This window comes from Lysinibacillus sp. SGAir0095, from assembly GCF_005491425.1.
GTDB lineage: Bacteria > Bacillota > Bacilli > Bacillales_A > Planococcaceae > Ureibacillus.
This window is the reverse complement of sequence record NZ_CP028083.1, coordinates 3,789,522-3,811,881: the sequence shown is the minus strand read 5'-3', so window position 1 is coordinate 3,811,881 and position 22,360 is coordinate 3,789,522. Positions and strand designations below refer to the sequence as shown.

Sequence of the window (22,360 nt, the reverse complement as noted above, 5' to 3'; positions counted from 1 at the left end):
GACAAAATTCTTTTAAAAACATGAATAGGTTAATAACAGATAATAGGATTTAGCATATATACAATTAAATAAATAGAAAATTTTACTGATAAATTACAAAACAATTATCAGAATAGTTGCTCTTTTGGTAGAAATCGGTAATAATAGAATGGTAAACTTCGAATTGCTAAATATTAGAGGGGTGTGTAAGAGAATGGTAACTTTTAAAGAGTATGAATATAAAAGACCGAATTTAGATGAATTAAAGGATAAAGTAAGAACGTTAATAGAACAATTTAAAAATGCGGATTCAGTTGAAGCACAAAGCGAAGTAATTGAAAAGATAAATGAATATCGCAATGACTTCTCAACACAGGCTAATCTTGTATATATTCGTGCTTCAATTGATACAAATGACGAGTTTTACCAAAAGGAAAGAGATGTTTTAGATGAAATGGAGCCGCAATTTGAAGAGCTTCTATTTGAGTATTATACAGAACTTGTTAAAACACCTTACAGAGGTCTATTAGAAGAAAAATGGGGAACACAACTTTTTGCATTAGCAGAAAATCAAATTAAAGGATTCTCTCCAGAAATTATTGAGTTAATGCAACAAGAAAACAAACTTGTGTCTGAATATAACAAGCTAGTAGCCTCAGCTCAAATTGAATTTGATGGAAAAACATTAACTCTTGCACAGCTTACTCCGTATGGTGAATCTACGGATCGTGATGTTCGTAAACAAGCAATGGAAGCTCGTTTTAACTTCTTTAACGAAAACGGTGAAAAATTTGACGATATTTATGATCAATTAGTTCAGCTGCGCCATAAAATTGCTACGACTTTGGGCTACAAAAATTACGTTGAATTAGGTTATGTCAATATGAACCGTATTGATTATAATGCGGAAATGGTTTCGAATTTTAGAGACCAGGTGCAAAAATTAATTGTACCTCTTGCAACGAAGCTATATGAACGCCAAGCAAAACGTATTGGCGTGAGTGACTTCAAGTATTATGATGAGGGTCTGAACTATTTAACGGGGAATGCTAAGCCACAAGGCAGTCCGGAATGGATTGTAGCAAACGGTAAAAAAATGTATGAAGAGCTTTCGACTGAAACAGGAGAGTTTTTCAATTATATGATTGATCGCGATTTAATGGATTTAGAAGCGAAGAAAGGGAAAGAAAGTGGTGGTTATTGTACTTTCATAGATAATTATGATTCACCATTTATCTTCTCAAACTTTAATGGCACTTCTGGTGACATTGATGTACTAACACATGAAGCAGGACATGCATTCCAAGTATACTCAAGCCGCAATATCGGGATACCTGAATATTTATGGCCAACATATGAGTCTGCTGAAATTCACTCGATGAGTATGGAATTCTTCACATGGCCATGGATGGAATTATTCTTTAAAGAAGAAACGGAGAAATATAAATTCTCACACTTAGCAAGTGGATTATTATTCTTGCCTTATGGAGTGGCAGTAGATGAGTTCCAGCATGTTGTTTATGAAAACCCAGCTATGGCACCAGCTCAGCGTAAACAAGCATGGAAAGAAATTGAAAATAAATATTTACCACATCGTGATTATGATGGGTATGAATATTTAGAAGCGGGTGGCTTCTGGCAACGTCAAGGACATATATATGCAAGCCCATTCTATTACATCGATTATACGCTTGCTCAAGTGTGTGCATTCCAATTCTGGAAACGCTCAAGAGAAGACTTTGAATCTGCATGGAAGGATTATCTTCACCTTTGCCAGCTAGGTGGATCTATGTCATTCACTAAGCTAGTAAAAGAAGCTGGGTTAATTTCACCATTTGATGATGGCTGTGTAGAATCTGTTATTGATGCAATTGAAGAATATTTAAACTCTGTAGATGATACAAATTTATAATAAGAGAAAACTCTCGGGAATTTTTTTCCGAGAGTTTTTTAATCTGATAAGATATAATAGAAATTAGATTAAATTTTATAAATTGGGAAAATATAGATGTAGTGTTCTGGATGAAGTATACATAAGAGAATGATAAAATTAGTCCGTCATGGATGAATAGGAAATAATTATCAATGCAACAATATTGGAAGAGGTGATTGTTAGTGACAAAAAAAGTCTGGTTCCAAGTTGGAATTGGTATGATCATAGCACTGCTAATTATTAAATATGTGGTTGAAATTCATTGGATATTTAGTCCGCTCTATATCATTATCAAAACGATTTTTATTCCACTATTATTAGGTGGGGTCCTTTATTATATTTCAGAGCCGTTGCAGAGAGTTCTGGAAAAAAAGGGTGCACCAAGATGGGCAAGTATGCTAACAATTGTCTTATTGTTGGCGGGTATTGTAACAGGAATTCTGTTGATGATTGGGAATCCAATTTCTGATCAGGTGAATAAATTAGTGAAAAATGCTCCATACATCGAAGATAAAATTATGGATGCAGCCGACATTGTTTTAGAAAATAAGGATAATCTACCACCACAGGTTGAAACCTTTGTGGATTCCGTTTCAAGCTCTATTCAAAGTATTATGATGACAGGCAGCAAGTACATTGTAGGCTTTGTCAGTGGAACAGTATCTGCCACTTTTACATTAATCCTAGTGCCGTTTTTCTTTATATACATGCTGAAGGACCATGAGAAGTTCGCGCCAAATATTTATAATCTCTTTGCCGGGGAAAGACGTACTTGGATAAAAGAGACTTTAGCAGATATTGATAATGTGTTAAGAAATTATGTGCAGGGTCAAGTGTTGATAAGTTTAATCCTTGCAACGATGATGTATATCGGGTACATGATTATTGAACTGGACTATGCATTGTTGTTTGCACTATTTGCTTTCTTTATGAATATGATTCCGTTTATAGGACCATGGATTTCGTTAGCACCGGCACTTGTTATGGCTGTAATTCAAGACCCTATCTTAGTCGTGTGGGTAGCAATTATTACATTAGTTGCCCAACAGCTAGAGAGTAACTTAATTACCCCGAATATTATGGGTAAATCGTTGGATGTTCATCCGTTAACAGTAATCACGATTGTATTAGCGGCAGGAAATATCGGGGGCTTTTTATTCATCATAATCGCGATTCCAACTTATGCTGTTATTAAAGCAGTCGTAAAAAATATATACGAAGAACGAAAAAAGATAAAGGAAGCAGCAACCAAATCAGTTTAAAAGGATTAAAACGAATTGCAGTATACCTCCTATAAGGGTGTACTGTATTTCATTTTAGTGTATTGTAGAAAAGTAAAATGAAGTTATGTCAACATTAGCAAAAAAGGAGTTCATTTTATAAATGTTAACATTTGAACAAAAACAGGAGATTATTGAATCATTTCCAGAGCTAACAAAAAAAGAGATATCCATGAAACGAGTAAACTATCATTTTGAGGACAGTTTATATGAAAAAACGATTGTTGTTGAAAAATTACATCCAAATGGAAATGGTTTTGTTTATGTAGGGGATTTACTGAAATATGATAAAATGGCAAATGACAGGGGATTAGTCAATATCCGTGATTTTAGTGAATTGGAATTACGTGAGATCATTCTTGACGCCATTGAATTTTTATCAGAAGACTTAGATATACCAGTTGTAGAGAATTGGACTTCTAGAGATGGTATAACATTAGAGCTAAGACATCATAGACGTGATTGGAATATTTATTATCAAGAAAATCTTGAAGAGACATTTGGAACACGTGAAGCAGCAGTAGAATATTTACTGGAAGAAGGATTTAAGCTGAAGAAATAAAGGAGTAGCTTTGATGAATGGAAAAAAGGTAGCAATATACTTCGTAGGATTCATAATATTAGTTTGTATATTAATTGTAGTAGCCATGCAAATATTCTTTAACACATATGAACCTAAAACAAATAATGGGGAAGAAGAAGTCTCGAGTTCTATCCTTGAAAAACACAAAATTATCGATATAGATATGCATTAAAAATAAAAACCAAACGAAATCAATCGTTTGGTTTTTATCATTTTAGAAGAATAAATTTAAAATTAAGAACATGATTCCCGCCATTACAGCCGAAATTGGCATTGTAATAAGCCAAGTTAGGACAATCTTACGTGCAACGCCCCATTTAACGCCTTTAACACGTTGTGCAGACCCTACCCCCATAATGGCAGAGGAGATTACGTGTGTTGTTGATACAGGTAAATGGATAATAGTTGCTCCAAAAATAATCGATGCAGATGCTAAGTCAGCAGCAACCCCGTTTACTGGACGGATTTTCATAATTTTACCGCCAACAGTTTTAATGATTTTATAACCACCAATTGAAGTTCCAAGCCCCATTGCAATGGCACAGGCAATTCGAACCCATTCCTGAACTTCGTCTGTTGTTTGTAAACCTGCTGCGATTAAAGCCATTGTAATAATACCCATTGCTTTTTGAGCATCATTTGTACCGTGAGTAAAGGCTTGAATTGCGGCAGTAACAATTTGTAATGTACGGAAACCTTTATTTGTTCGGTAAAGGTTTAGATTTTTAAACAGTAATTTGAATATGGACATAAATATAAAACCGATGGCTAATGCCAAAAATGGCGAAGCAACTAAACCGATTAATATACTTGTGAACCCGTTATAATTTAAAATGCTAAAACCTGCTGCAGCAATAGCAGCACCGGCAATTGAACCGATTAAGGTATGAGAAGAACTTGATGGAATGCCGAAGTACCATGTAAGTAAGTTCCAAGTAATAGCAGAAAGCAAGGCTGCTAAGATAACGATTGTTCCAGTTGTATCATCTGCAGTAGCATTTAACGAAAAAGGATCAACGATATCCTTGGCAATTGCTTTCGCAACACCCACAAATGTAATTGCCCCGAGAAAGTTCATAACGGCAGCTAATAACACAGCAACGCGTGGTGGCAATGCACGAGTAGAAACAGAAGTAGCAATTGCGTTTGCTGTATCATGGAAACCGTTAATAAAGTCGAATGCTAATGCAAAAATTACGACTAATATTGTCAGTATTAATATAGTATCCATTTTAAAACTCCTGACTCTTACGCGTTACGCATAATAATTGTTTCTAATGTGTTTGCTACATCTTGACATGAGTCCGCAATCTCTTCTAATTGGTCGTAGATGTCACGCATTTTAATTAAACGGATTGGATCCTTTTCTTTTAAGAACAGCTGTTTTGTTGATGAACGAGAAATTTCATCGCATTCACGTTCATAATCCTTAATAAGGATTATGTGTTTACGCATTGCAATTAGATCTTTTTTATTCAAAAGGTCAGTTGCAGCAACGATTTCATCTGCGCTTTTTGTAATATAGTCAAGGAATTTAACCATGGATTCGTCAATTTCCGTAAATGAGAACATTTCAAAGTGCGCTACACAATGCTCTGCTCCATCTAATACATCATCCATTTTATTAGCTAAAGCTAAAATGTCTTCACGCTCAATAGGTGTCATGAAAGATTTGTTTAACATCACGATTAACTCGTGAATTAAATGGTCTCCATCTGTTTCGTATTTCTTCATTTTAACGCTAAGTTCTTTTAAATCAGCAATCGTTTCAATTTTGAAATCTCTAGCGTAATGTACAGCTTCTCTCATATTTTCTGCTATTTTATGTAGCGATAAGAAAAATGGATCTGGTTTTCTTGAACTAAACATGGAATTGCCCCCTGGTATACGTGTGAATTTAAAAAGTTAAATTAAACCTAAATCATCATAACAAAATATTTATAAAATCTATACAAAATTCGACTTGAAACTTATAAAATTTACATTGCCGTAACATTACTTTAGTACCTAATTGTATAATCTGTATAAATTTGGATTGAAAGAAGGCAAGTGTATTAAAAATAAGAATAGCTTATCTAATATACTTGCCGCTTTTGTTCTATTTTATGTTTAAATACTCTTCAAAATATCTCTCAATTCATTTTCTAAAAATGGCTTTGCAGATAAAAAGTGAGTAAAGGCTTGATACCTTTCAATTTGTTCAGATGATGGTTTTTTACCAGTAAAATAAGCACGTATTAAAATATTCTTTGGTGTATGTTCAATATCGATAAATTCTAAAACCTGTGTATCATATCCAACAAGTGTTAGCAGCTCGGCCCGAATGGAGTCAGTGGCTAAAGAAGCAAAACGTTCTCTTATTAAGCCATGCTGTGTCATTATCTCCAAAGCAGGTGAGTGAAGCTGACGATTTAATTCATGCTGACAACAGGGAACACTTAAAATAACTTTGGCGCCCCATTTAACTGCACGGGCTAATGCCATATCTGTTGCTACATCGCAAGCATGTAAAGTTACAATCATATCTACTGAGTTTTCATCATTATAATCATTAATATCGCCGACCAAAAATTCAAGCTGATCATAATTTAAATCTCGAGCAATTTGGTTACACTCCTCGATTACTTCTTTCTTTAAATCGAGGCCAGTAACTCGAATATCCAATTCCTTTTCAACCTTTAGATAGTGGTAAAGAGCAAAGGTTAAATAGGATTTGCCTGAACCAAAATCGAGAATTCGAATTTGACGATTTTTTGGTAAGTGTTCAAGTGAATCATGTATGAATTCAACAAACCGATTGATTTGACGGAACTTATCATACTTTTGTTTTTTTACTTTACCCTCCTCGGTTTGAACGCCTAGACGTATTAAGAACGGATAAGGAGTTGAATCGTCTAATAAATATTGTTTTTTGCGATTGTGTGAAAGATTGATTTCTTTCTTGTCATTTACCTTTTCAGTTTTCCATAAAACCTTGTTTTTCTTAGAAAGTTGAATTTGGATATTTTGATGTTGAAATTGTGCATGTATTTGACGAAATTGTGGTAATAATATATCGAAGGAATCAGAAAACTTTTCGAGTAAAATATTCTCGTGTTTTAAAATGCGCTCATATTGATACTCAATTTGAATATGATAAACACCCTTAAGCTCTATAGGTTTCAACTTTACTCGCTTCAAATCATTTGATTTCTGCCTAGGTTGACTAATCGTTGCGTTAATCAGCTCTTTACTATTAATATGTTTTAGAAATTCTTCCTTCATTTGATCGAAATCCATGTATATCAGCCTTTTCTAATAAATTGTTGGCATTAGTTTAACATAGCTGATTAATGAAGTGTCAAATTCTCACTCGATTACTATATGAATATTGTAAATAAATTGAAAAATAGGGTAGAGAAATATTTTATTTTTTTCAAAATTATTAAATACTTTATAAAGAAAATGTGTTAAATTAAATTCAATGAAGTAGCGTTATTCTGAAAAATGCTGTTATTTACTATATTAATACACTATTTCATTAATAATAATAATTTTTACATAAGGGGGATTAGAAATGTCTGATCACGCATTTCAATTGTTAGCGATTATCATTTATATGCTGGCTATGGTTATTATCGGTTGGTTTGCATATAGAAGAACAAAAAATTTGAATGATTATATGTTAGGTGGACGAGATTTAGGTCCAGCGGTAACTGCATTAAGTGCAGGTGCTGCGGATATGTCCGGATGGTTACTCATGGGATTGCCTGGAGCAATTTATGCATCTGGTTTGGTAGAGGCATGGATTGCAATTGGTTTAACAGTAGGTGCTTGGTTAAACTGGTATTTTGTTGCACCGCGTTTACGCGTATATACACAAATTTCAAAAGACTCAATCACTATTCCAAGTTTTTTAGATAACCGTCTTCGTGATAATACAAAATTAATTCGTATTGCAGCAGGTATTGTTATCTTAGTTTTCTTCACATTCTATGTATCATCAGGGATGGTATCTGGAGGGAAGTTCTTCCAAAGCTCATTTGGATTTGACTATCATACTGGACTATTAATCGTAAGTGCTGTTACTGTAGGTTATACTTTGTTCGGTGGGTTCTTAGCAGTTAGTTATACTGACTTCTTACAAGGGTTAATCATGTTCTTAGCTTTAATACTAGTTCCGATTTTCGGGATTTTCTTCACAGGTGGAATCGGCGAAACAATCGATTCTGTCACAGCATTTAATCCGGAGCATTTTAGCTTATTTGCTTCAACTGCAACAGCGGCAGGTGTCATTTCGTCGGTTGCCTGGGGTCTTGGGTATTTTGGACAACCTCATATTATCGTACGTTTTATGGCGATTAAATCCGTTAAAGAAACAAAGCAAGCTCGTCGTATAGGTATTGGTTGGATGATTTTAAGCTTAATAGGAGCAACTTTAACTGCACTTGTAGGATTAGCTTACTTCCAGCAAAATGGTCTCACTATTGATGACCCTGAAACAGTCTTTATTGTCATGGGACAAATTTTATTCCACCCATTCATTGCAGGAATTATGCTTGCTGCAATCTTAGCGGCAATTATGAGTACAATTTCTTCACAATTAATCGTAACATCTTCTGCTTTAATCGAGGATATGTATAGAGCGTTATTCAAAAAAGAAGCATCAGATAAGCATTATGTAATGGCGGGACGTATCGCAGTTCTTATTGTAGCGGTTGTAGCAGCTATACTGGGCTGGGATCCGGACAGTTCTATTCTTGATTTAGTTGGATTTGCATGGGCAGGGTTCGGTGCAGCATTCGGACCAACTATCTTACTTGCACTATATTGGAAAAAGCTTACGAATATCGGGGCATTAGTTGGGATGGTTGCCGGTGCAGTTGTTGCATATATTTGGGGACAAAACGAAGCGCTATCTGGCATGTTATACGAAATTGTACCTGGTTTCATCATTAACCTGGTCTTAACAATTATCGTAAGTTTAATTACTTATAAACATAATGCGGAAATTGAAAAAGAGTTTGATGATACATTAGAGTTATTGAACTCTGAAAGAAAAAAATAAAACAAGGTGTCTCAAAAGTTGTAAATAACTTTTGAGACATTTTTTTGTAGAAATAGAAAAAGAACAGATAAGATTTAAAATGAGAACGTAATTGAAAATATATTTTCCGCATATACTATATGATACGATTAGATTGAAAGCGAAAAGTAAATATAAAAACCATATGTAATGCCGCTGAATGCTTAATATTAATAAATTGAAAAATAAGCAGTGCTTTAACTAGGGAGGTATTTTAGTGACAAATTTGCAAGAAATTGAAACAATAATTGAAAAAGCAATTTTAGTGGGTGTCAATTTACAAAACGATCGAAACTTCAATTATTCAATGGAAGAATTAGAAAGTTTAGCAGAAGCATTAGATGTAGAAGTAATTGGAAGTGTGACTCAAAATTTGGAAAGGGTAAATCCTTCTCATTACGTAGGAACAGGTAAAATCGAGGAGATTAAGCATTTTGTAGATGAAGCGCAAGCTAATCTCGTAATTTTTAATGATGAACTATCTCCCTCGCAAATTCGGAATTTAGAGCATGATTTAGAGTGTAAAGTAATTGACCGTACGATGCTGATACTTGACATTTTTGATCGTCGGGCGAATACGCGAGAAGCACAAATGCAGGTTGAACTTGCTCAATTGCAGTATATGCTACCTCGGCTAGTTGGTCTGCATGCTTCACTATCCCGTCAAGGTGGTGGCACGGGTGGAGGATTTAGAAACCGAGGTGCAGGGGAAACTAAATTAGAATTAGATAGACGAAAAATTGAAGACCAAATTGCCAAACTCCGTAAAGATCTGGAGGTTGTTAAAAGTATTAGGGAAACACAGAGAAAGAAACGCCGCAAAAATGAAGTGCCAGTTGTTTCTCTCGTCGGCTATACCAATGCAGGAAAATCCACAATAATGAACCGTCTTCTTAAGAAAATTGGACAAGAGGACAATAAACAGGTATTTGAGAAGGACATGCTATTCGCTACATTAGATACATCTGTTCGAAATATTGAATTACCTGATAAAAAGACTTTCTTGCTGACAGATACGGTTGGGTTTGTCAGTAAGCTGCCACATCATCTAGTGAAAGCCTTCCGTTCTACATTAGAAGAAGCAAGAGATGCTGACTTATTGCTCCATGTCGTTGACGTTTCCAATGAACAACATCCGTTTATGATGGATGTTACGAACAAAACTTTAAGTGAAGTAGATGTGGAAGGAATTCCAACGATTTATGTCTATAACAAATCTGATTTGGCAAATGTGAAATATCCATTAGTAAGTGGTGATAATATCTGGATTTCCGCACAAGAAGGCGATGGTCTAGATGATCTGGTTGAATTAATTCGACAGCATGTATTTTCGGATTACGTAGAATGTGAAATGCTAATTCCGTTTGATCGAGGGGATGTCGTGTCCTACCTCAATTCGAATGCACAAGTTAAAGAAACTGAGTATGAAGAGCAAGGAACAAAGCTACTTGTCGAGCTGAAAAATGCTGATTTAAAAAAATATGAACAGTATGTAATAAAATAATCAGAGTAGGTAACGATATATATGTCGTTGCCTATTTTTTATTTTTGGTACAAATTACCGATGTTATACTAATATATCATTTTCTTCCTAAAATCTATAAAATATAATGAAAATAGAGAAGAAAGAGAAATTTCTAACTTTTTTATAATATATTGAAAAAACTTTCAATATGATTTAATGTTATAAAATGCAGTTTTTAGACAACTGAAGGTTTAAATCCTAAATTGTCGGAAAATATGAAAAATAAAACGGAAGAGGGTAAATCTTTATGTATAGTAAAGAAGAAATAGTCAAATCCGTTCCTCAAAAAGGTTTTTTTGGACATCCTAAAGGATTATTAACATTATTCTTTACAGAATTTTGGGAGCGATTCTCTTATTATGGAATGCGTGCCATCCTTATCCTTTATATGTACTATGAATTACATGAAGGCGGATTAGGATTAGATCGAGGAACAGCAAACTCAATTATGGCTCTTTATGGGTCGTTAATTTATATGTCTGGTATTATTGGTGGTTGGTTTGCTGACCGAATTTGGGGTACGCGTAAGACTGTATTCTTTGGTGGCATACTCATCATGGTTGGGCATATAGCCTTAGCGTTACCAGGTGGACTTACAGCTTTACTAATCTCGATGGCCTTTATTATCATCGGAACAGGGCTATTAAAATCGAATGTCTCAACAATTGTTGGGGATATGTATGCAGAAGGCGATAATCGTCGTGACTCTGGTTTTAGTATCTTCTACATGGGGATTAACATGGGTGCATTTATTTCGCCACTAATTATTGGTTGGGTTGGTGAAAGATATAACTTCCATTTAGGTTTTGCCATCGCTGCTGTTGGTATGTTTATTGGATTAGTTGTTTTTTATGTAACTCAAAAGAGATTTTTAGGTTTAGCGGGTACTGAAGTTCCTAACCCACTTAAGGGAGAAGAGAAAAAGAAAACGATTCGTAATATAGTCGTAGGTATTATTGCTATTTTAGTTATTGGCGTAATTTTATACGCTACTGGAAATTTAACAATGGCAATCTTCAGTTTAATTATTACGACACTGGGTGTTTTAATACCGACAATCTTCTTTATTGTCATGTATCGTAGTCCTAAAACAACGAAGGATGAGAAGTCTCGTGTTTTAGCTTATATACCATTATTCATAGCTGCGGTTATGTTCTGGGCGATTCAAGAACAAGGGGCTACAATTTTAGCAACATATGCGGATACACGTACAGATTTAACGATCGGAAGCTTTGAAATTCCGGTATCTTGGTTCCAATCTTTGAATCCGTTATTCATTATTGTATTTGCACCAATCTTTGCATGGTTATGGTTAAAACTTGGAAGTCGTCAACCATCAACACCTAAGAAATTTGCCATTTCATTATTCTTTGCGGGGGCATCTTTCTTAGTAATGATTATCCCAGCGACAATGTCTGGCGGTACGGAGCTTGTTAGCCCATGGTGGTTAGTACTTTCATTCTTCTTAGTTGTAGTAGGGGAACTATTATTATCACCTGTTGGTTTATCGGCGACAACAAAACTTGCGCCAGCTGCATTCGCAGCGCAAACAATGTCTTTATGGTTCTTAACGAGTGCTGCAGCACAAGCAATAAACGCTCAGTTAGTTAGAATTTATGAAGCTGTAACAGAAATTACTTACTTCGGAACGCTTGGTGGAATCTCTATTGTGTTAGGTATTCTTCTATTAGTATTAACGCCAATTATTTCGAAAGCGATGCGCGGAGTAAATTAATATAAAGAAGTGTGATTCATTTCACACTTTTTTTTCATTTATTTAGAAAAATTTGACATCTTTTCCAATTCTGATTCGTTATATTATATGTACCTTATTAAGGAGAGGATGGAAAGTATGAAAAAGTTAAAAATGTTTGTACTGGTAAGTTTAGCAGTTATGGTATTGGCAGCATGCAATAAATCTGCTGAGCCACAAACAGGTTCTAAAAATAATAGTGAGCTTTCGCTTGAAGAGGTATATCAAAAAGCACTAGACCGTCAAAATGAGTTGAAGAGCGTAACGGCAATTGTAAAGATGGATCAAGTAACCTCTTATGGTAGTGGTGAAGAAGCTATAGAGATTAAATCCAAAAGTGATATGACAATGGATATGATGACAGAACCACTTTCAATATATATGGAAGGTACTATGGGTATGGGAGAGCCTGAAGCTGAAGAAGAAGCTATGATTGATATGAAAATGTATATGACCAAGGAAGGAACATATATGCAAGATTCGCTGCAAAATCAATGGACCAAGCTGCCTTCTGAGGATTTTGAGGCTATAATCGGACAAACTGCTAGTCAAGTGAATACAGCAGAGCAGCTTGGAAAAATGAAAGAATTTATAAGTGACTTTAAATTTGAACAAACTGATTCAGCATTTGTTCTAACATTGGATACTTCCAGCGAAAAATTTAACGAATACTTGCTGGAGCAATTAAATCTGAATGAAATGCTGGGTGTTACAGAAGAGGCACAGCAGATTCTTCAAGATACAAAGTTTGAGAAAGTAGACTATGAAATAATGATTGATAAAGAAACATTTGATATTAATGAAATGGTGACAAATGTTTCCTTCAATATGAGCATTGAAGGAAATACTATAAATACGGTTTCTAATACGGCTATTACCTTTAATAACTTCAATGGAGTAGATGAAATATCCATTCCTCAAGAAGTAATTGACACAGCAATTGAAATTGAATATTAATGAAAAACTTGGCTTGATTCATTTCGAGTCGAGTTTTTCTTTTGTCAAAAGATTGCCATTAAAATGGATTTTCAGCGATTCTCATTCTCATTTGACCTTGATTTTTGAAAATTAAGTCCTTATAATTAGAGACGTACTCGAGGTTGAGAATCATTTTCATTACATACTTGAGAATATATAGAATATGGGGATTTAAAATGAGACTGTGGATGTTAATTATCGCAGCGATCATCCTATCGTTTATTTCGCTCTTTATTGGCGCGATAGATATAAAACCAAGTGATTTACTTGATTGGAATTCAAGAGAATTGCAAATTTTCTTAATCAGTCGTGTACCGCGCCTAATTGCGATTATTCTAGCGGGTGTAGGGATGAGTATTGCGGGCTTAATCATGCAAAGCTTAAGTCGAAATAAATTTGTTTCCCCAACAACAGCAGGAACTTTAGATGCTGCAAAGTTAGGGATTCTCATTTCGATGTTGTTCTTTACAAATGTAACGTATACACAGCAAGTTATTTTTAGTTTTGCGTTTGCATTAATTGGAACTTTGGTTTTCATGCAGATTCTAGATCGTATCAAATTTAAAGATGTTATTTTCGTACCGTTAATCGGGATAATGTATGGAAACATTTTATCCTCCATTACGACTTTTTTTGCGTACGAAGCAGATTTACTTCAAAATATTAGCGCGTGGCTAATGGGAAGCTTTACATTAATCATTGCCGGACGATATGAACTGCTTTACCTAAGTGTACCAGCTGTTATTTTAGCCTATCTATATGCTAATAAATTTACAGTTGCTGGTATGGGCGAGGATTTTGCAAAAAACTTGGGATTGAGCTATAAGTTTGTTCTTAATATCGGACTAATTCTTGTGGCAATTATAGCGACAACCGTTGTACTGACAGTGGGAGTCATACCATTTTTAGGGTTAATCGTACCGAACATTGTTTCACTATATATGGGAGATAACTTGCGAAAAACAATTCCACATACTGCTGTATTGGGAGTCGTTTTCCTATTAATATGTGACATTATTGGTCGAGTAATTGTTTATCCATTTGAAATACCTGTTAATGTTACCGTGGCAGTTATTGGCAGTGCGATCTTCTTGATAATGTTGTTTAGGGGGAGAGCATATGCGAAAAAATAGTACGAAACTAATTATTTTAGCAATTGTGGCATTAATTTGTATATTGTTGTATGGATTTTATGATATTAAAGGCGGATTTGACTATGCCTTTCCTCGACGCATGATGCGTGTAGGGGCGATGGTGATTACTGGATTTGCAATTGCGTACTCGACAGTAGTATTTCAAACCATTACACACAATCGTATTTTAACACCTTCTGTCATGGGTCTAGACTCAATGTTCGAAGTTGTACAGACGGTTATTTTCTTTTTTGCAGGCTCGGTTTCTATTTGGGTAGTCAATCAATACTTGAATTTTGCAGCGTCCATTTTCGCAATGGTATTGTTTGCATTGATACTCTATCGATTCCTTTTCCGTGCCGATAAGCACCCTATTTATTTATTGTTATTAATCGGTATGATCATAGGTACATTCCTTGGTAGTCTTGTCTCCTTTTTACAAGTACTTATTGATCCTGTTGAATATTTAAGTCTACAAAGCAGGTTATTTGCGAGCTTCGTGAATATAAAAGTAGAACTGCTATATATAGCACTAGTGATTTTATTACTTGCATTTGCATACGGTTATCGTATATTGGGCCAACTAGATGTCATGTCACTTGGACGTGAAAATGCTATCAATTTAGGAATAAACTATGATCGTTTAGTATTGAACGTTTTGATTTTATCGTCGGTTCTAATAGCAACATCAACGGCTTTAGTTGGACCGATTACATTTTTCGGTTTAATTATTGCCAATCTGTCGTATCAGTTTTTAATCACATACAAGCATTCCATTCACATTTTAGGAGCCGGCTTAATGAGTATTATTGCATTAGTTGGTGGTCAATTTATTGTCGAACATATTTTTGAAATGAATACAACATTAAGTGTCATTATAAACTTTGTCGGTGGTATTTACTTTATTTATTTACTATTAAAGGAAAGTAGGGCAGCAGGATGATTGAAATCAAAGGATTAACAAAAAAATTTGGTAACAAACCTGTTGTAGAAGACGTTTCCATCAAAATTCAGCCGGGGGCTATTACGTCCTTTATCGGTCCAAATGGTGCAGGGAAATCTACACTATTATCAATGGTTAGCCGTTTACTGGATGCTGATACAGGTGAGGTATTACTAGATAAGAACAATGTAAAGCAATGGAAGTCCGATGAATTTGCAAAACGGGTATCCATTTTAAAACAGGCAAACTTTCTTAATGTTCGTTTAACAATTCGTGAGCTTGTTTCATTTGGTCGTTATCCTTATTCAAAAGGTCGTTTAACGGCTGAGGATGAACAATTTGTCAATCAAGCGATTAATTATATGAATTTAACAGATATGCAGGATAAGTTTCTAGATGAGCTATCTGGCGGGCAAAAACAACGTGCTTTTATCGCAATGGTAATTGCTCAAGATACGGAATATATTTTGCTAGATGAACCATTAAATAACCTAGATATGAAGCATTCTGTACAGATTATGAAAATCTTACGCAAGCTTGTTGATGAGCTTGGTAAAACGGTTGTAATTGTATTACATGATATTAACTTTGCTTCTGTATATTCAGATTATATTGTTGCTTTAAAAAATGGCAGAGTTGTTAAGGATGGAACTACAAACGAAATCATTAACTCTGATGCATTAAGAGAAATATATGATATGAATATTCCTGTACAGGAGCAAGATGGTTGCCGAATTTGTGTTTATTTTAATTCGCATTCGTAAGGTTTAATGATTTAGAGAAGTCTGTAATAGCATACTTTTCTAAATCTTTTTTTGTAAAGATTGGGAAATTTATTTTAAAAAAGTGTTGACCTTTAAATTCTTAATGATATAATTTCAATTAGTTAGTTGATAATGATTATCAATATCATTATTGAAATAGAGGAATAGGAGAGAAAGAAAAAATGAAAAATTGGAAATTACTAAGTGTAATTTTAGCAAGTTTACTATTTGTTCTCGCAGCATGTGGAGGATCAGACGAATCAACTGAATCTGAAACAGACACAACGACTGAAGAACAAACTGCAACAGAAGGAACTACAGAAGAAACAGAGGGTCCTGTTTACCCAATGACTATATCTCCAACAATTGCTTCAACTGAAAGTGAAGAAGCAGGAACGATTGCTTTTGAAGATGTAACTTTAGAAGAAATGCCGAAAAAAATTGTAGTATTCGACTATGGTTTCCTAGATACTCTTGATGCGATTGGTGTTGAAGGAATCGTTGGTGTAGCAAAGGATTCAACTTTACCGGCACACCTTTCAAAATATTCTGGTGATGAATATTCAAGCATTGGTAACTTAAAAACACCACTACTTGAAGATATCGCTGCTTTAGAGCCGGATGTAATCTTCATCTCTGGTCGTCAATCTGCTTTCTATGAGCAACTAAAAGAAATTACGCCAAATGTAATCTTTGTTGGCACAAATCAAGATGATTATTGGAACACATTCTTAAAATCAACTGAAATCGCTGGACAAATGTTCGGTAAAGAAGCTGAGATTAAAGAACACGTTGCAAAAATTGATTCAGCAATTGAAGAAGTAAAAACGCTAAGTTCTCAATATGAGACTTCATTAGTAACAATGTACAACGAAGGTAAATTATCTGGCTTTGCAAAAGAATCTCGTTTTGGTTATATCTATGATATTTACGGATTTACTCCAGTAACAGATGATATTGCATCATCTTCTCATGGTTCAGACTTTGGTTTCGAAGCAATTTTAGAGTTTGACCCACAAGTGTTATTCGTTATTGACCGCACAGCAGCAACTGGTGGTGCTTCTAATATCGAGAAAGATATGGAAAACGACATTATTAAAGAAACTTCTGCTTACAAAAATAATAAAATCGTCTACTTAGATGGTCCACTTTGGTACTTAAGTGGAGGCGGCTTACAATCAGAGCTTGCTAAAATCCAAGAAATCTTAGACGAATTAAAATAATTATCTTAACGAAGGCTATCCCAGTTTTGGGATGGCCTTATCTTAAATATTAGGAGGAATCATCATGTTTGTTCAAATACGTAAATGGACGATCACTGAAGGAAATTCAGATAAAATTTTAGATCGTTTCAAAAAGAAACCAGATCAAGGCCCTAGCCTAATTGAACAACGAGAGGGATTTATTAGCCGTGAGCTTCTCGTTAAAAATGTACGCCGTGGAGAAGAAGAAGTGATCATGATTATTCGTTGGGAATCTGAAGAGGCATGGAAAGCTTGGGAAAAAAGCCCTGAGCATATTGCCGGTCATAAAGAGCAGATTAAAAAACATGGAGGAAAGCCTCCAAAACCAGAATACGTGATTAACATGGAGCATGGTAGCTATACAGTAGTTGAATAAGATATTGACTCCCGATGGTTTGTTGTCGAACAAGCTGTCGGGATTTTTTTGATTAATAATTGAACTTGTGGACTTTGCTCGTTCAAGCAATAATTCATCTAGGATTAATATTCGAAAGGTGTTACTCCCAAAAATAGATCAGCATAAAACTTACTAATAAATAATAATGAATAATATGGTAATATGTTCTAAAAAATGAAAGGGGCATATAATTGAAAAAAGCTTCGTATATTTTAGCATTTATTTGTTTAGGTTTATTTTTTATCTTGCTTATTAATTTTGAAAAAACGTCACTTGTTCAATTCGATAAGGCCATGTCTGATGTACTATTCGGAAATGGTTTGATAACAATCTTTCATCTTCTTGGTGAAACAACAGCCATTGTTATCATTGCATTGATACTTTTGTTTGTATTATGGCTAAAACAGCGAAATTATCGGGGAATGCTTTTTGTTTTACTGACAATTGGTTTGGGAAGAGTACTGAATCAACTAATCAAAAATTGGGTTGATCGCCCTCGACCAGAATTAGCAAATGATATTACTTCATTTAGTTTTCCGTCTGGACACGCAATGATCGGGTTACTTTATTTGTTTACAATAGCTTATTTATTATCTGAAGTTTTAGTTCGTAATAATCACGTGATGATCGTCTGGGTTACAGCCATTATCTTAACTTTCCTGATAGGTTTATCTAGAATAGCGGATAGTCATCATTACGCGACTGATGTCATAGCTGGCTGGGTCATAGGCTACGCTTGGTTCGTTATTTGTGTCTTTTGGTATGAACAAAGAAAACATAAGAATAATAAGATAAACAATAACACCTAAGCATGGGTGTTATTTTTTCATATGTAGGTATGTAGCAGAACATCCGCTTTGTCCAATATTAAGTTTTCCTAATGCACAAGATGTAACTTCGGCGAAAAAAGTTTCACAAAGGAAACTTTGAGGTATATAATACTAGTATCATATAAAAAGAGGGGACTATAAACTAAATGGAAGGTAATGTACTTTTAGCTTTAGGTTTAACGCTATTTGCAGGCTTGGCTACGGGGGTAGGAGCTTTAATAGCTTTCTTTACTACACGTACAAATAAGAAGTTCTTATCTGTTGCTTTAGGCTTTTCCGCAGGGGTTATGATTTATGTCTCTTTAATTGAAATCTTTGTGAAGGCAAAGGATGCCCTAGTTGCTGCACATGGAGACTCACTAGGATATTGGCTGACGGTTATTGGTTTCTTTGGAGGGATTATATTTATCGCAGTAATCGATCGCTTTATTCCTCAAAAGAATAATCCGCATGAGGTAAAAACAGTTGAAGATGTTCATGCCGCAGAGTCACTTTCACCCAGCCTAGATGACAATAAGCTTATGAAGATGGGGATGTTTACGGCATTGGCAATTGCTATTCACAACTTCCCTGAAGGTATAGCTACATTTATGTCGGCAATGCAAGATCCAAGTGTAGGAATTGCAATCGCTATTGCTGTTGCGATTCATAATATTCCTGAGGGGATTGCCGTTGCAATTCCAATCTTCTTTGCAACAGGAATCCGAAAAAAAGCTTTTAAACTTTCATTTTTATCAGGTTTAGCTGAACCGGTAGGAGCATTAGTAGCATACCTGATATTAATGCCATTCTTAACCGATACAATGTTTGGTATTGTTTTTGCTGCTGTAGCTGGGATTATGGTGTTCATTTCACTTGATGAGCTTTTACCTGCTGCCAAAAAATATGACGAAACCCACTTATCAATTTATGGATTAGTTGCAGGGATGGCTGTTATGGCATTAAGTTTGTTGTTATTAGCATAATACAATTTTTGTTTAAATTAAAATGCCCTTAAAGACGGTAGATGGCTTTAAGGGCATTTTATTATAAGTCTATTGACCTTTATATTTGTCTTTTTTGGATTGTTTTTACGAGCTACTTGTGGCGTTTTCAGAGGCAACGGTAAAACGTGCATTCTCGTGATTTGGACTTTCGATTTCGTCAAGTGCAGCTACTGCGTAATCTGCATAGCTGACATAGCTAATGTGTTGGGAGTTTAATAAGAGATGGTCTTTACCTAAAATGTAATGGCCTGTTCTTGGTCCGTCGGAATCGAACAAGGCAGAGGGACTTAAAAATGTCCATTTGATAGAGGAGTTTTGTAAATCGACTAGGTTTTGTAGCTGTTGATTAGCAATTTCCCTATATTCATTAGGGTAATCCGGAATATCGATTAATCTGGTTTTCCCGTCAATAAATAAACTTCCAGCTCCTCCGACTACAAATAATCTTGTTCTGCTTCCTTCTAAAAGACTAATAAGGAAGCGTCCAAACTCAACATGTAGATGTTCCTCCCCAGGATGAGAGCCAAAAGCATTTACGACGACATCAAATTGATGTAAATCTCGACGAGTTAAGCTAAATGCTTCTTTTTCTAGAATGTTGACATGCTGATTACTAATGCAATCCCTATTGCGAACGATGGCCGTTATATCATGGTGTCTCATTCTCGCCTCTGTTAAGATGGTATACCCAGCTTTACCGGAAGCCCCAATAATCCCAATTTTCATATTCGATTCCCCTTTCTAATCGTTAATCAAACATCCCCTTAATTCTTAATCCCCGAGATTGAACAAAGTGAAACATGGCAGGACAGCAAGTTTCATAACAAAAAGAAAAAAGATGTCCAATAGTTATATATATGAACCATTGAACATCTATATTAATCGTTTAAGTGAAAATATCAGTTAAAACTTCTTTAACGTAAATACCTCGGTGATCTGCTTTTGTTAAAAGAACTTCATGTGTAGGGAATTGTTTTTTCATGGATAAAACAAACTGTTCACCAAGAACATTCGGAATAATTGAAATAACAGTTGGGCCAGCCCCGCTTAGTGCTGTACCAAAAGCACCCGCTTGTTTTGCAGCACATTTTATCTCTCTAAAGTTAGGTATTAGTCTTGAACGGAAAGGTTCATGGAATAAATCCGATTCCATATACCGTCCAATTCGTTCATAATCTTTCGAGATGAATGAGGCAGCAAGCATATTGGCATTAGCGCTAGCATGTATTGCATAACCACGTTCAAACTGTTCGGGTAATACTCTACGGGCTTCAGATGTCTTCAGCTCAACATCTGGGATAAAAACAACAAAAGAAGCATCTAAATCTTTTACATGGATGGTATCGACAACGCCGTGCTCATCCATATGTGATATGGTTAAGCCGCCTAGTACAGAAGCGGTTGCATTGTCAGGATGTCCTTCAATTTGAGAAGAAATGTTTAATTTATCCTGTGTTGTTAGGTGTAAATCACAAACAAGATTCGCCAATTCAATAGCAGCAACAATCGCCGCAGCGCTGCTACCTAATCCCCGTGCGTAAGGAAGCTCACTACGCATTTCAATTCGACAAGGAGGTAATTCCTTATTAAATCGAGCGGCCGTTTCTTTTGCAATCATATAAATTAAGTGTTCTTCAATTACGACGTCTTGTGGAAGATGATCGGATACATGGATGATTTCCCATTGGTCTGCTAAACCTACTGTTAAATCTAAATATAGGCTTAAACTAAGTCCAATGGAATCAAATCCGGGTCCTAAGTTTGCTGTACTTCCTGGAACAATGATTTGCCATTTCTTACTCATAATATTCCCTCAATATAATGGCGAATATCATTTTCATCGTTTTGAAGCGAGACTAAATCAACTGTTGAAACGTTCATGGCAGTATCTGGATCCTTTAGGCCATTACCAGTAAATACTGTTACAACACGGCTGCCTTTTTCAATTCCCCCATTCTTAACAGACTTAATAACGCCCGCTAGTGAGGCAGCAGAACCTGGTTCAACAAAAATTCCTTCAGTACGTGCAATTAATTTATAGGCGTTTAAAATTTCATCGTCTGTTACTAAATCAATAATCCCACCAGACTCATCGCGTGCAGCTTCTGCTAATTTCCAGCTGGCAGGGTTTCCAATTCGGATGGCTGTTGCGACAGTTTCCGGATTCGAAATAGGTTCTCCTTTTACAATGGCTGCAGCACCTTCAGCTTCAAAGCCATACATTTTAGGTAAGCCTGTGTTTTTTGCTTCGTTATAATCCTTGAAGCCTTTCCAGTATGCTGTAATGTTACCTGCGTTTCCAACAGGAATACATAAATAATCAGGCGCTTGTCCTAAACTATCAACAATTTCAAATGCTGCAGTTTTTTGGCCTTCAATTCGATATGGGTTTACTGAGTTAACTAATTTTACAGGTGTTGTTTCACTAACTTTACGAACAATGGATAATGCATCATCAAAATTGCCATCTATTTCAATAATTTTGGCCCCGTACATACACGCTTGCGCTAATTTACCAAGAGCAACTTTTCCTTTAGGAATTACTACAATTGATTGTATTCCTGCACGTGCAGCATAAGCAGATGCAGCGGCAGATGTATTCCCTGTTGATGCACAAATTACGCATTTTGCACCATCTTCAATTGCTTTAGCAACAGCAAAAACCATCCCGCGATCCTTAAATGATCCAGTTGGGTTGGCACCTTCAACTTTACCATAGAGTTCTATACCTAATTCTTTAGAAAGATTAACAAGATGTACAAGAGGTGTATTTCCCTCATTTAAAGTAAGAGCGGGTGTATTTTCAGTAACGGGTAAAAATTCTTTATATTCTTCAATAAGACCTTTCCACATAACAGATTAGCTCCTTTTGTTCACGCTGAATGAACAGTTGTTTGTATATAAGAGACATTTTAACTCAAGTATAAGGTGTTTTTCAATAGCATTTACCAAATTAACAAATTACAC

21 protein-coding genes are annotated in these 22,360 nt (G+C 35.3%); 15 read left to right on the top strand and 6 right to left on the bottom strand.

The window, feature by feature from the left end; all coding sequences use genetic code 11:
• Positions 1–193 precede the first annotated feature (193 nt).
• The 4 genes from C1N55_RS18695 to C1N55_RS18680 all read left to right on the top strand — a co-directional run bounded on the left by C1N55_RS18695 (position 194) and on the right by C1N55_RS18680 (position 3,947).
• Complete coding sequence (locus C1N55_RS18695) at positions 194–1,891, top strand: M3 family oligoendopeptidase (RefSeq protein ID WP_137730191.1); 1,698 nt, start codon at positions 194–196, stop codon at positions 1,889–1,891.
• Between the two features lie 203 nt (positions 1,892–2,094).
• Positions 2,095–3,174 (top strand): AI-2E family transporter, encoded by a 1,080-nt coding sequence (locus C1N55_RS18690; RefSeq protein ID WP_137730190.1) that lies wholly within the window; start codon positions 2,095–2,097, stop codon positions 3,172–3,174.
• 121 nt (positions 3,175–3,295) lie between these two features.
• A complete protein-coding gene (locus C1N55_RS18685; RefSeq protein WP_137730189.1) occupies positions 3,296–3,754 on the top strand; it encodes a hypothetical protein in 459 nt (152 codons plus the stop codon).
• 13 nt (positions 3,755–3,767) lie between these two features.
• The gene (locus C1N55_RS18680; RefSeq protein ID WP_137730188.1) at positions 3,768–3,947 is read left to right on the top strand and encodes a hypothetical protein; all 180 of its coding nucleotides are present in this window, start codon (positions 3,768–3,770) and stop codon (positions 3,945–3,947) included.
• A gap of 42 nt (positions 3,948–3,989) precedes the next feature.
• Here the strand turns inward: C1N55_RS18680 and C1N55_RS18675 are convergent, their stop codons facing one another.
• The 3 genes from C1N55_RS18675 to C1N55_RS18665 all read right to left on the bottom strand — a co-directional run bounded on the left by C1N55_RS18675 (position 3,990) and on the right by C1N55_RS18665 (position 7,054).
• Positions 3,990–5,006 (bottom strand): inorganic phosphate transporter, encoded by a 1,017-nt coding sequence (locus tag C1N55_RS18675; RefSeq protein ID WP_137730187.1) that lies wholly within the window; start codon positions 5,004–5,006, stop codon positions 3,990–3,992.
• 17 nt (positions 5,007–5,023) lie between these two features.
• On the bottom strand, positions 5,024–5,644 hold the full coding sequence (locus C1N55_RS18670; protein WP_137730186.1) for a DUF47 domain-containing protein: 621 nt from the start codon (positions 5,642–5,644) through the stop codon (positions 5,024–5,026).
• A gap of 240 nt (positions 5,645–5,884) precedes the next feature.
• Positions 5,885–7,054 (bottom strand): class I SAM-dependent methyltransferase, encoded by a 1,170-nt coding sequence (locus C1N55_RS18665; RefSeq protein WP_137730185.1) that lies wholly within the window; start codon positions 7,052–7,054, stop codon positions 5,885–5,887.
• Positions 7,055–7,331: 277 nt separating this feature from the next.
• On the opposite strand from C1N55_RS18665, the gene putP reads away from it, so the two are divergent.
• The 11 genes from putP (at position 7,332) to zupT (ending at position 19,372) form a co-directional block, all read left to right on the top strand.
• Entirely contained in the window at positions 7,332–8,822 is a 1,491-nt protein-coding gene (gene putP, locus C1N55_RS18660; RefSeq protein WP_137730184.1) for a sodium/proline symporter PutP, read from the top strand.
• 235 nt (positions 8,823–9,057) lie between these two features.
• Positions 9,058–10,344, top strand: coding sequence for a GTPase HflX (hflX, locus tag C1N55_RS18655; protein ID WP_205758490.1), 1,287 nt, complete (start codon positions 9,058–9,060; stop codon positions 10,342–10,344).
• Positions 10,345–10,612: 268 nt separating this feature from the next.
• Positions 10,613–12,100, top strand: coding sequence for a peptide MFS transporter (locus C1N55_RS18650; RefSeq protein ID WP_137730183.1), 1,488 nt, complete (start codon positions 10,613–10,615; stop codon positions 12,098–12,100).
• A 117-nt stretch (positions 12,101–12,217) separates the two neighbouring features.
• Positions 12,218–13,075: a DUF6612 family protein gene (locus C1N55_RS18645; protein ID WP_137730182.1), complete on the top strand. Its 858-nt coding sequence runs from the start codon at positions 12,218–12,220 to the stop codon at positions 13,073–13,075.
• Positions 13,076–13,272: 197 nt separating this feature from the next.
• On the top strand, positions 13,273–14,229 hold the full coding sequence (locus C1N55_RS18640; protein WP_137730181.1) for an ABC transporter permease: 957 nt from the start codon (positions 13,273–13,275) through the stop codon (positions 14,227–14,229).
• Positions 14,216–15,172, top strand: a complete 957-nt coding sequence (locus tag C1N55_RS18635; protein WP_137730180.1) for an iron chelate uptake ABC transporter family permease subunit — start codon at positions 14,216–14,218, stop codon at positions 15,170–15,172. The genes C1N55_RS18640 and C1N55_RS18635 overlap by 14 nt, the downstream gene beginning before the upstream one ends.
• A complete protein-coding gene (locus C1N55_RS18630) occupies positions 15,169–15,936 on the top strand; it encodes an iron ABC transporter ATP-binding protein (protein WP_137730179.1) in 768 nt (255 codons plus the stop codon). The genes C1N55_RS18635 and C1N55_RS18630 overlap by 4 nt, the downstream gene beginning before the upstream one ends.
• A gap of 182 nt (positions 15,937–16,118) precedes the next feature.
• On the top strand, positions 16,119–17,159 hold the full coding sequence (locus C1N55_RS18625; RefSeq protein ID WP_137730178.1) for a siderophore ABC transporter substrate-binding protein: 1,041 nt from the start codon (positions 16,119–16,121) through the stop codon (positions 17,157–17,159).
• Between the two features lie 64 nt (positions 17,160–17,223).
• Complete coding sequence (locus tag C1N55_RS18620) at positions 17,224–17,556, top strand: antibiotic biosynthesis monooxygenase family protein (RefSeq protein WP_137730177.1); 333 nt, start codon at positions 17,224–17,226, stop codon at positions 17,554–17,556.
• A 212-nt stretch (positions 17,557–17,768) separates the two neighbouring features.
• On the top strand, positions 17,769–18,386 hold the full coding sequence (locus C1N55_RS18615) for a phosphatase PAP2 family protein (protein ID WP_137730176.1): 618 nt from the start codon (positions 17,769–17,771) through the stop codon (positions 18,384–18,386).
• A 167-nt stretch (positions 18,387–18,553) separates the two neighbouring features.
• A complete protein-coding gene (gene zupT, locus C1N55_RS18610) occupies positions 18,554–19,372 on the top strand; it encodes a zinc transporter ZupT (RefSeq protein ID WP_137730175.1) in 819 nt (272 codons plus the stop codon).
• Positions 19,373–19,477: 105 nt separating this feature from the next.
• On the opposite strand, the gene C1N55_RS18605 is transcribed toward zupT, so the two are convergent.
• The 3 genes from C1N55_RS18605 to thrC form a co-directional block, all read right to left on the bottom strand.
• Entirely contained in the window at positions 19,478–20,119 is a 642-nt protein-coding gene (locus tag C1N55_RS18605; protein WP_137730174.1) for an NAD(P)-dependent oxidoreductase, read from the bottom strand.
• Positions 20,120–20,279: 160 nt separating this feature from the next.
• Positions 20,280–21,197, bottom strand: a complete 918-nt coding sequence (gene thrB, locus C1N55_RS18600) for a homoserine kinase (protein ID WP_137730173.1) — start codon at positions 21,195–21,197, stop codon at positions 20,280–20,282.
• Positions 21,194–22,246 carry a threonine synthase gene (gene thrC, locus C1N55_RS18595; RefSeq protein WP_137730172.1) on the bottom strand — a complete coding sequence of 351 codons (1,053 nt, stop codon included), beginning with the start codon at positions 22,244–22,246 and terminating at the stop codon, positions 21,194–21,196. Before thrC ends, thrB begins: the two co-directional genes overlap by 4 nt.
• Positions 22,247–22,360 lie beyond the last annotated feature (114 nt).